The 11271-nt window shown below is 58.5% G+C and carries 5 protein-coding genes; 1 reads left to right on the top strand and 4 read right to left on the bottom strand.

The window, feature by feature from the left end; all coding sequences use genetic code 11:
• The first annotated feature begins 41 nt into the window (after window positions 1-41).
• Window positions 42-7589: a hypothetical protein gene (locus KH208_RS09695; RefSeq protein ID WP_291435830.1), complete on the top strand. Its 7548-nt coding sequence runs from the start codon at window positions 42-44 to the stop codon at window positions 7587-7589.
• Window positions 7590-7669: 80 nt separating this feature from the next.
• Here the strand turns inward: KH208_RS09695 and KH208_RS09700 are convergent, their stop codons facing one another.
• From KH208_RS09700 to KH208_RS09715, 4 genes are all read right to left on the bottom strand, one after another.
• Window positions 7670-8104 carry a type II toxin-antitoxin system YhaV family toxin gene (locus KH208_RS09700; protein ID WP_291435831.1) on the bottom strand — a complete coding sequence of 145 codons (435 nt, stop codon included), beginning with the start codon at window positions 8102-8104 and terminating at the stop codon, window positions 7670-7672.
• Window positions 8105-8109: 5 nt separating this feature from the next.
• Window positions 8110-8736 carry a hypothetical protein gene (locus KH208_RS09705; protein WP_291435834.1) on the bottom strand — a complete coding sequence of 209 codons (627 nt, stop codon included), beginning with the start codon at window positions 8734-8736 and terminating at the stop codon, window positions 8110-8112.
• A 182-nt stretch (window positions 8737-8918) separates the two neighbouring features.
• Window positions 8919-9689: a hypothetical protein gene (locus tag KH208_RS09710; protein WP_291435836.1), complete on the bottom strand. Its 771-nt coding sequence runs from the start codon at window positions 9687-9689 to the stop codon at window positions 8919-8921.
• A complete protein-coding gene (locus KH208_RS09715; RefSeq protein WP_291435837.1) occupies window positions 9689-10843 on the bottom strand; it encodes an AAA family ATPase in 1155 nt (384 codons plus the stop codon). The genes KH208_RS09710 and KH208_RS09715 overlap by 1 nt, the downstream gene beginning before the upstream one ends.
• Between the last annotated feature and the right edge of the window lie 428 nt (window positions 10844-11271).

Consider the following 11271-nt stretch of genomic DNA (forward strand, 5'->3'; position numbering starts at 1 on the left):
ACGAGCCTCCAGATCTGTCAGATATTATCAACGCTACATATATGCCGGGATCTGAAAAGGACGCTTGGAATCGTGTCCCAGCTCCAGATCTGTCGGAATTTATTCATAATGATGATGCATCACCCCCGCCCGCCCTCGCCGCCATTGCCGCCCAAAGCGTCAACGCCGCCCACCGCTACAGCCCGCAGCGGATCATTGAAGCCCGCCGCAACGCCGCCCGCCTGGGCGTTTCGTTCCAGGAGGCCCTGACCCACAATGACGTGGCCGGACCGCTGGCCGGTCAGACGGCGGCGGACGAACTGCGCCGCTTCTCTCCGCGCCTGGTCCGGGCCCTTCAGGGCAAGACCGCCTATGCCGCGCGGGAGGATTTCCCCCTGTTCAACAACATCGCCGCCGGTTTTGCCGATTTTGACAAAATCTATGGCGGCCGGGAGGACGGGACTCCCGCCAATCTCTTGGAGTCCCTTTCCCATATCGGCGCGGATGCCCTGCACGGTCTTGCCTACGATCTCCCCCAGGTGCTGCGCAAAACCGGCCAGGCCCTGACCCACGGCGCGGCGGACTTCAATACCGGCATGCTTGCCGGACCAGCTCTTGCCCTTGCCGAAAATGTCTTCGGCCCTGAGAGCGCCCCCGCGCGCTGGGCGCGTTCGGCCCTGGGGTGGATTGAGCGTTCACGTCCCCCGGAAGTTGCATCGGATTCGGCTCTGGGCCAGTTCGCCTATGATTTCGTCCGCTCCGCGCCTCAACAGGCGGGCAACGTCATGGCGGCCATGGCCGGGCCTGCCTGGGCGCTGGGCGTCATGGGCACGCAGATCGCCGGGCAGAGCTATGTTGACCTGCGCCGTCAGGGCGTTTCTCCGGCCGGTTCGTTGTCGCCATCCTTGTTCAACGCCGCTGCCCAGGCTCCCATGGAACGTCTTGCACTGGACAAGGTTCTGAACATCTTCAAGTCCACCGGCATCTGGGAAACCGTCAAACGGACCTTTGGCGCGTCGGCCACGGAAGGCCTCACCGAATATATCCAGAATGCTCCGGATCTGCTTTCTTCCCTCTGGGGGCAGGCGGAAAAGCACGGGGGGACCATCGGCGAGAGGATAGAATGGTTCCGGCGTACTCTGACCGACATTGATACTCTGCGCCAGGCTCACAGCAAAGCGGTTTATGAAGGACTCATCGGTGCGAGTTGGGGCGGCCTGTTCGGCGGTGTGGGTGTGGTCCGGGCCGCCCGCGCCGGTGACGCGTCTTTCGCATCTCGGGCACTTTCTCCGGAAATTGCCGATTTTTTATCCTCCGAGGCCGCCCAGGCCCAGGCCATGACCCGGCGGCAGGCCCTGGGTCAGGCGCTGGAAAACGCCGCCGTGAACCTGGATCAGGCCGTCACCGCGCAACAGGGTCCGCAAGCCCTGGCCGAAATGCTGGATGAAATCCTGCCCGAAGGCTATTCCCGGACCTGGATCGGCCCGGACGACGCCGTGACTCTTTTTCAGGAGGCGCAACAGCGCGGCGAGGCCGAGGCCGCCGCCGTGCTGGAAACCCTGGGTACGACCCCCGTGGCTCTGCAACAGGCGGCGGAGCGGGGCGATCCCCTGCCCGTGTCCACCGCCGCTGTGCTCACGCAGCTTCAGGGCGACACGCGCGCCAGGGCCATGAACTCCCTGCGCGTCACGCCGGACGGCGTCAGCGGCGCGGAAGCCGCCGCCTATGATCCCGCCGCCAGGGCCGAGGCCGCCATGCGCGCCGCTATGGATGATGATGCGGACATGGCCGGGCCGTCCTCCACAGAGGGCGAAACCCTCCTGCGTCAGGCCCGCAGCGCCCGGCGCATCCGCGCCGAGGTCAACAGGGAAGTCGCCCGCATCGCCCGTGAAATGGAAAATTCCGGCTACGCCCGCCACGCCGCGCAGACCTTCGCCCAGCTCCACGAGCAGCACGCCCTGGCTTTTCAGGCCGCCTACGGCGTTGATCCGGCGGTCGATATTTTGCACAGGGTCAATACCGGCCGGGAAGACGGGGCGGGGCGGACGAGCGGATTGCACCAAGCCATGTACCGCAGCTCCGCACATTCCATTGAGGAGTTTGTGGAGGCGGTGCGCAACCGGGAGCCTGACAGCAAGCCATCCGTCTATGTCTTTGGTGAAATCAGAAGGGCCGAAGCCGGGCTGGATAACGCGCGGATTGAGCTGTTTTCCGACACGGTAAAGCATATCCGCAAACGTCATCCGGACTTTTCAAACTGGAACGCCGTGGAAAACGTCGTGCAACAGGGCGCGGCGTATGAAATTCCACCCGACCCCATTACCGGGCATCCCGGCCGGGCCTTTGCCGTGGCGGGCGATTCCGGCGTACAGGCCGTGCTTGGATATCTGAAGCACGGCAAACATGGAACACGCTTTGTGGTGGGGACAGCCTTTGAGGGTCCGCAAAGTGCTTTTACCCATTGGCTCCAGCAAAACAAAGCCACCGCGCTTTATCAGAGCGCCGGCGGCTCTCCGGCTCAACCCAAGCCCGCCGAGGCGGGGCGTGTCTCTGAACTCAAGCAGGGTGGCTTTGAACAAACAGTAGCTGAAAGGGACGCCACTGACAAGAGTCCCGGTGAAGCCCCTGCCATACTCCGTTGGCGCGCGCCGGTCATTGAAGTTCGCGGCGATGAACTGGGCGTGCCGGAGGGCGCGCCGCTCAGGGAGTACCAGAAAGTCGCCCGCGAATTGTACCGGAAATTACAGAAGACGCCCGCGCAGCGGGAGGATCTGGGAGAAATCAGGTTTACCAAGGCAGGATGGAGCGAAGCGGCGCACACCGGCGCGGATCCGAGAAAGTGGCGGCTTTTTCCGAAATTGAAAGAAATCATCGAGGGCGCGGCGTACATTGAGCGCCATGAACTCAGGAAGCAGCGCAAAGATAATATTATCGCCTTTCACTGGCTGGAAACCGATGTTGCATTGGGGGGCGAAAATCTTCGCGTGGGGATGCAGATTGCGGAAGATGCCGACGGCAACAAATTCTACAACCTGAACCAGGATTTGGAGGGGTGGAGTCAAAAATACGAAGCTCCCGGAGCATATCCGGCTCTATCGGATGCCGGCCCCCAAGAGCTTCGCCAGAGCGCAACAGCGCCTGGTGAAAACAGAATAGTTCCTGACGCCGACAACGTCAACTTGCGCATCCTGCCGCAAGAGGAAGGGCAGGGCGGCCCTGTCGTCCGGGGTTCCGTCACCCTCTCGCCCGAGAGCGCGGCCGTCCGTATTTTCAAGGGAGCGAATCTTTCCACCATTCCGCACGAATCCGCCCATATCTTTCTGGACGATCTCATGCGCGTGGCCGCTGACGACGGCTCCATCGCCCTGGGCAATATGCGTCGTTCCCTGGCCGATGCCCTCAAGGGCGAGGCCCCGGCCGTCCGCCGGACAGTGGACGATTTACTGGCGGATGCCGCAAAATCCCCGGCTGAAACGCGCATTGCATCCCTGCGCACAGCCGTTGCCGAACTGCGCGCCCATGCGCGGGACGCCCGCGCCGCCTCGCGCGCCCATGCGGCGGCCGTGGAAGATCTCCAGCGCCAGGCCGAAGAAAAGGGCGAAACCTTCCAGCCCGGCCAGACCCCGCCCTGGTTCGACCTCCAGGCCGCGCGCATTCTTTCCCGCGACCAGGCTTCCGCCTATGCCCGCGCCGCCAACATCGCAAGCCGGGCCGTGGGGCATCTGCACGCCCTGGATCAGGCCCGGGCCGACCTGCGCGCCCTGCGCCAATGGGCCGGAGCGCCGCTGGAAGGCGAGCTTGTCCAGGGTTCGGAAGACTGGAAGAAATTCCATGAAACCGTGGCACGCGGTTTCGAGCAGTATCTCAGGGAAGGCAGGGCCCCCAGCCGCAAACTGGAAGCGGCCTTCGCCCGTCTGCGTTCCTGGTTGCTGAAAGTGTACGAGCAGGCCCGCGACATCCTGGGCCTGCCCGTCAGCGATGACGTGCGCCGCGTTTTCGACCGCATGCTGGCCACAGACGCGCAGATCCGTCGGACGCGCGGCATGCGGGATGTCCTGGCCGCCGAAAGCGACTTCATGGGCAGCGGCCGACTCCAGTATGACGAGTGGGACGAACTCAACGCCCTGCGCGGCCTGGCCGAGCGCGAGGTGCAGGCCGCCATGGACCGCGCCACCCTGCGCGAACGCAACAAGCGTTATAAGGAATACTACGCCGAGGCTCTGGCCGGGCTGGATGCTTCGCCCTTCTGGCAGATGGTCGGCGACCTTTCCGCGCGTACCCGCTCGCCCGACGGGCAGTCCCTGGGCGGCCTCGACCGCGCAGGCGTGGTCCGCCTCATCGGCGAGGAGCAGACGGCGGAGCTTTCCCGCGCCCGGCACGGCATCATCAACGCCCAGGGCAATGGCTCGCCTGTGGACATGGCCGCCCTGGAACAGGGCTACGAAGACGCGGACGCCCTTGTCCATGATCTCTACGACGCTCTGGTGGGCCGGGGCGAAAGCAAGAAAAAGCTGGCCGTCGCCCTGGCCGAACAGCGCCTGGCCGAGGACGACAGGGCGGCCGAAGCCGATGCCCTGCTGCACGGCGGCGAGAGTTACGCCGCCTACCTGGACAAGGTGGACGAGGTGGTGCTGCGTATCGCCGCCCGCAAGGGCTACCGCAGCGTGGAGGAGCAGGACCGTTTTGTGCGTAATTCCATTACCCCCCGCAACCTCGTTCGCAACCAGGCTTTCCAGATGTTGCACAACAGTCCCCTGCGCGACATCACGCCCGAACGCTATCAAGCCATGCTCGACAAGGCGTTGCGCGACCGTTCCCGCGCCCTGGTGGACGGCGACGTGATGGCCGCCGTGCGCGCCGTGGACAATGCCCGCGTGGCCAACGAACTGATCTGGTCCTCCCGCGACCAGTTGCGCCGCAGCGACGAACTGCTTGATCTGGCCGCCAAAACGGCGTCCGCCAAACCCGGAACCTTCCCCACCATCCACCGCGAGGCCCTGCGCAAACTGCTGGACCGCTACGGCCTGGCCCATATGCGCGGCCTGCCTGACCAGACGCTGGGCGCGTCCAGCCTGCGCGAGCTGGTGGAGAAGACCCTGCCCGGCGACGACGTGGCGGGCATTCTGCCCAGCTTTGCCGACTGGCTGCTCAACGGCGTGAATCCCAATACCGGCGAAGCCCTGCAAAACGGCCATCAGCCCTGGCGCGATCTCACCCCCGCCCAGTTGCAGGAGGTGGAAAACCTGCTCCACTATCTGCGCCATGTCGGCTACGACGCCCGCACCGATGCCGGGAACAGCGAGGCCGCCAGGGTGGAGCTGACGGCCAACCAGGCAGCGGCGCGCATGCGGCCCCTGAAGGAGATGCCCAATGCCCCGGCGGACAGCCTGCGCCGCAAAGCCCAGGACGCCGCGCGCGGTCTCTATGCCTCCATAGACGCCCTGCGCTGGCAGTTCCGCAAGGCCGACGGCTTCAGCAATGTGCTGGGCGAAGGGGAGACCGGCCCCATGGAAGTCATGCTGGACCAGATCCTGGGCGGCGAGCAGCGCGTTCGTGAGCGCGTGGAAAACGTCAATAAGACCATGGCGCCGCATCTGGTTCATCTGGCCGACAGCGTGCGGCAGTGGGAGAAGCGCTACGGCAAACAACTCATGCTCAAGGACGTTGTCGGCAGACCTGTGGAATTGCCGTCCAGCCTGCAACGGGCCTGCGGCAAAAAACACTGGACGGCTGATATGGTTCTGGCCCTGGCCCTCAATTGCGGCAACCGGTCCAATATGGCCCGCCTCGCCGGAGGGTATCCGGATCTGAACTATGAAACCCTGGTCACGCTGCTGGGCGACCGGATGGCCGCGAACATTTCTGATGCCGCCGCAGGCAGGGAGATTGCATCCGCCGCGCCCCGGAGAAAGAGTCCCGGCCTGCTCAGCCTGGATGACTGGCGGGCCGTGCAGGGCATCTGGGATGCTCTGGCCACCCAGTGGGCCGACACCCAGGCCGTGCACGAGCGCATGTTCGGCTTCAAACCCCAGGGCGTGGAGCCGCAGCCCCTTGTCCTCATGGACCAAACCGGCAATGCCGTCACCCTGCCCGGCGGCTACTATCCCGTGCGCTATGATCCCAACGTCTCCGACCGCGTGGCCAACTGGAATGAAAAGGAAGACCTCATGGCCCGCAACGAGGCCATGTTCTCTGTTCCGGCCGCCAGGCGCGGCCATACCCAGGCCCGCACCGAGCGCGCGCCGGGCCTGCCCCTGCGCCTGGATACCGGCATTATTCTGGAGCACATCAATGATGTCGTGCGCTTCATTGAACTGGGCGAGATCGTGCGCCGGGCGGATCAGGTCACCCGGAATCCCGTCTTCCGCGCGGAGTATACCCGCGCTTACGGCCGGAAGGATTACGACGCCATCCGGCCCAACCTGCGCGGCCTGGTGCGGCAGGAGCCGCCGCCCAAAAGCGATTGGGTGGTCTCCGTCGCCAATGCCATGAGAAAATACCTTGTGCCCTGGGGCTTGGCCTGGAATCTCAAGGTGGCCGCCCTGCAAATGACCGCCGTTTTCCCGGCCATGGGCGATCTGGGCGCGCGGCCCGTGCTGCGCGCCATGGGGCATATGTCCCGTCACGGCCTCTCGACCATGCGCCGGATCTGGGAGGCCAGTCCCTACATGAAATCCCGCATGGACAATATCGACCAGGACCTCCAGCGCCATATGGCCAATTTCAATCCGGCCCGGCGTCCCAAATCCGTCCGCATCGGCAAGCGGGAGATTGCCTGGGAGGATCTGGTCAACGCGGGCATGCTGCCCATCGTGGGCGTGGATATGGCCGCCACCGGCGCGGTCTGGCTGGCCGCCTACACCCAAAAGCTCTCGCAATTGCAGGGGGGCGCCGCAAACTGCGGCATCAGCACCGACAGCGAGTTCCACCAGCAGGCCGTGGACGTTGCCGACTCCATGGTCAAACAGTCCAATCCGGACTATGACCCCTCGTCCCGCAGCGGCTTTCTGCGCGCCCAGAACGGCTATCGCCTCTTCAACGCCTTTGCCGGCGCCGTCACGCTCTTCGCCGCCCGTCACAAGTACATGTATACCGCCCATGCCAAGGGCAAAATCAGCCTGGGCCGCCTAGCCAGGTTCGAGATGTACGACACCATTCTGCCCGCCGCCGGCATGTTCCTTTTCCTGGCCCTGGTCCGCGGCTACGCCGGTGACGACGACAATGAGGAACTGGCCAAACTCGCCATGTCCTCGCTTTGCGACTTCGGTTCCCAGCGCATCCCCATCTTCGGCAACAATGTGGGCGACGGCCTCATGTCCCTCATGGGCATGGGCGAGGGCGGCCAGAAGCGGGGCGGCGTGCGCACCACGCTGGATACGCCCGTGCAGCTCTGGAGCGTGGCCACCGGCAGGGCGGGCCGCGCCCTGCACAAGGGCGTCACCAGCGACGAGCAGGCCAAGCGCCTTGCCTACGCCGCGGCCGACATCGCCAGCTTTTTGGCCAGGGTGCCCGTCTCCAAGCTCGCCCGCAATGCCGAGCGCGGCTGGGACCAGTGGCAGCGCGGCAAGGGCACGCCTCTTTCCGTGCTCATGCCCCGGCCGGGGAGGTAGCGCCAGCCACAAACACAGCCCCGGCGGGGAATTCTCCGCCGGGGCTGTGTTTGTGGAGCAGATTAATCGCCCTAAAGACGCTAGGATTTGGGAATGGACTTGTCCAGCAGCTTGTTTCTACAGGATGGGACTTTCCCTGCATCAAGCATCCAGCGGAAGTAAGCGTAGCAATCGCTTTTCGCGCCTTCTTTGCGCAGCGTCTCCGCATCGTTCATCCATACGAAGAAGACTTCTTTATCAGTGCTGAAAAATTTGAAGAACATGCGGTAACGGGAGGGCAACAGGCGTTTTATCCTGCGCCAGTCCCGGTGCTCGATCCCAAGGGTATTCCCGAGCAGATAGTCCGGCCGGGTGGGATCCTGACGCGCTTTTTCCATTCCTCGCACAGCGCCCACATACAGCCGCACATCAGGATGATTGCGCAGATCCTGATTCTCCCGGCGCAGCCGTTCGATGTTCCGTTCGAGCTGCTTCAAGCGGCTGTCAAGGTGGCGGGTAATATATGCGGCCCACATATCGGCTAGTCCACGTACTGGGAAAGTTCGTCGGCAAACTTCTTCATTTCAGCCCACCGTTCGTCGCTTATCTTTGATGCCGCTGGCAGATCATCTCCCGGCAAGGCTGCGTGCAGTCCGGCAACGGCTTTCTCATCGTTCTCGCCGTCGATATTCAAAAGTGTTGCGGCTTGGGACAGCACAGAGCTGAAAATCCTCATTTGGGCGACCGCATGTATGATGTCCGCCGCCGCATCCATATCGCCGATATCGACCGCGGTGACGATAAGGCTGTCGATGAATGCCCAATCGTTCTGCTGTTTGCAGAGTGCCAGGCTTTCGCGGATTTCCTGGGATGCTTTTTCCGGATATCCGTGATTGGCGAGTAAAACCGCGTAATTGGCATGTACATCAAGGGAATTCGGAGCGATTTGAAGGGCTTCCTCAAAGCAGCGCATGACCGAAGCGGCATCCCCGTCAACGGACGCCAGCAGAGCCTGTAAAATAAGCGCGCGGACGGGATCATGTCCCATTCCGGCGTCGATAGCCTTTGTGATTTCATAGCGGTCAATATCGCCCAAGCGCCTGCCGTCCTTGATCACGGCATTGAGCTTGGCGACATGTTCGCTGATCTTAAGCGCGGGAACCGGCATTGCATACCTCTCTGGCCCAGAGGATACCGTGCGGGCTGATGAAGCTCAATAAATTTTATTTTGCCCTCTGAAGCAAAGGCACGCTATGGCGCTGGCTTTCTGGCCCGCGTCCAAGCAGGCCTACAACGCGGCAAGGGACTCCACAATCTGTGGTTATACCGAGATGGAGAGATAAAACAAAACTATGAAACGGCTCTACATAATTGTTGTCGAGCTTTCGGGGGAATTTGAATTTGTTCTCTTTTAAAAACAACAGAGCGTAAATCCTGTAAAAAATTATTTACACTTGGCATGGATACCCGCAAAGGGTCTATCCGACCTCTATTGATAAGGTCACATAGTGTTCTTGCTGAGTACTCACCAATAATTTCTCTCAAAATTGTTTTTGCATAATGTGGACTCGCATCGTTTCCAGATAATTGAGTCTCTAATTTTGCACATTTTTGCTTTTGATAACTCTCTCTTAAGGCACATAGTAACCATGCTTCAGAAGTTGGGCATGGAACAATAGGACAAATATGAAAAATATTACTGTCTTGCGAGAAACAGGATACTGTTTTTATTGAATCCCGAATTTTTGTATTTCGTCTAATATCATGAGAACGATTGTCAGTATCTCGAAATAAAATAGGAAGTACGTCATCATTTTCTTGCTGAGAGAGTGCTATTGCCGCCGCCATTAAAGCGCGCGTCCTCTTTTTCCCTTCAGCGCAGTCATTTTCTCTTCCACTTGAAATTGCCATAGGCATAAGCCGCTTACATATACCAGTAATATAAGTTTTAGGGGCAAACCAAAATTGTCCAACTGTTAGGGTAGATTCTATATGGGCTTGAATGAATTTTTCAATAAACAGTGTAATCGGACCAAGAGTCCAGCTACCAGGCGGGCATAAATCAGTGGAAGTCGCACATCCGATGTCTGTTGGCCCTTCTCCTGTAACCAAGACTAACATTATTCTAACCCTTTTTCTTCAAGCGCGTTAATTTCTTCAGAAATTTCACTTGAACTAGAATCAAGAAAAGCCTCTCCAGGTCCTAAAAAATCAAGTTTCTCATTGATGCCTGGAAGAGAGAAGAACTTAACTGCCCCTGAATTTCCAGCTTCCTTTCTATACATGAGAATCACAGAATCCCGTGCGACCTTTTCATCAATATAATTAAGAATAACAGGATTATGTGTTGTTATCAGTATTTGTTTGTTACAATCCATAATAAAATTTATAAGCTTTTTCATTACCTCAGGATTAAGCCCATTTTCAATTTCATCAAAGATAATAAATGTATCAAGTGTTTCAATTTCTGTAAGAAAGGCAAGGATCCTTAATAACCCATCGCAGGTGTGTGTAGCCGATACTCTAATAATTCCAGATTCAGACTCTTCAGTAAATTCAATATCTGTCCAGCCAGCTCTCCGGGTTATTGCACGCGCCGAATGGAACCATGGGTAAATATCTTTTAGTCTAGAATTAATTCTATCTTTTTGTACTGATGAAAGGCCAGAAAAGACACCTGCGACACGCTCTCCTCCACGCCCAATACCCCCGGATGTACGCCGAGATCTGGCTCGAAGCTGTAAGGAATTAAGTGTGTCAAAAGAGTGCATTCCTCTTATATACGAGGAAAATTTATTAGCTGTATTCCCATTTTTGATAAAATTTTGTTTTAAATGAGCTAAGATAGAGCCTTCGAATTCATTTACAATTGGATATATGCTATTATTACAAGTAACTTTTCCTTCAGAAACGCTGATAATGTGTTCATCATCAATCAGCATTTTTTCTGTTATACATCTTCTGAGTATTGTATTGTATGATGCTTCCCATGAAATGTCTTTTTCATCAAAAAAACCTTCTAATTTAAGTGAGATCGTGCGCATTTTTTTAGATGACATAATATCAAGCGGATTCCAGCCACGACTATTAAACCAGCTTGTGAGATTTCCCCGAAAAATTGCGCCAATGAAATCAAGACATTGGAGTACAGTGGATTTTCCGCTACCATTATTACCAATTAAAAAAAGTATATTCCCATCTTTTGGAAAAGGAAGTGAAAAATCATTCAGCGATTTAAATCTATCAATATGAAGAGCGGTAATTCTGTCCATCATAGTTTAGCCAGTGTTTAAAATAGCTGAATGGGTCTAAAAGATGACCAGTATGAATTTGGATTTGCCCCCGGTAGACATTGGGCGGGTCAGGTGAAAATGCATCTTGGCATGGGTTCCCTAATGTCAGCTACGAAGTGCAATTAATTACTGGAGAGCTACGAAAACTTTATAATCCATACCATGTGATGCATTCAAAGCCAAGCTATTTTCCCCAGTGGACGCGACGAAAAACCTCTGTCGCTCCTGCGTGTCTCCCGCGTACCAAGGCTTATGGCCACCGCTCTGGCCCATTCCGTCGCCTCACACTGCCGCAAATAAGCTAGCATCCGCGCATCACCGGTGACATGCTCATTCCGTAACGCCCCGGTCATATCCACGTCCGCAGCGCGGCGCACCCGCTCAACGCTCATAGACCTGCCCATGGCAAA

The sequence above is a fragment of the Desulfovibrio sp. genome, from assembly GCF_018379785.1.
Lineage (GTDB): Bacteria > Desulfobacterota > Desulfovibrionia > Desulfovibrionales > Desulfovibrionaceae > Desulfovibrio.

What these genes read in the sequence shown, in the direction of transcription:
- KH208_RS09695 (WP_291435830.1), top strand. Translation starts at nt 42, where the DNA reads ATGCCGGGATCTGAAAAGGACGCTTGGAATCGTGTCCCAGCTCCAGAT.
- KH208_RS09700 (WP_291435831.1), bottom strand. Translation starts at nt 8,104, where the DNA reads ATGTGGGCCGCATATATTACCCGCCACCTTGACAGCCGCTTGAAGCAG.
- KH208_RS09705 (WP_291435834.1), bottom strand. Translation starts at nt 8,736, where the DNA reads ATGCCGGTTCCCGCGCTTAAGATCAGCGAACATGTCGCCAAGCTCAAT.
- KH208_RS09710 (WP_291435836.1), bottom strand. Translation starts at nt 9,689, where the DNA reads ATGTTAGTCTTGGTTACAGGAGAAGGGCCAACAGACATCGGATGTGCG.
- KH208_RS09715 (WP_291435837.1), bottom strand. Translation starts at nt 10,843, where the DNA reads ATGATGGACAGAATTACCGCTCTTCATATTGATAGATTTAAATCGCTG.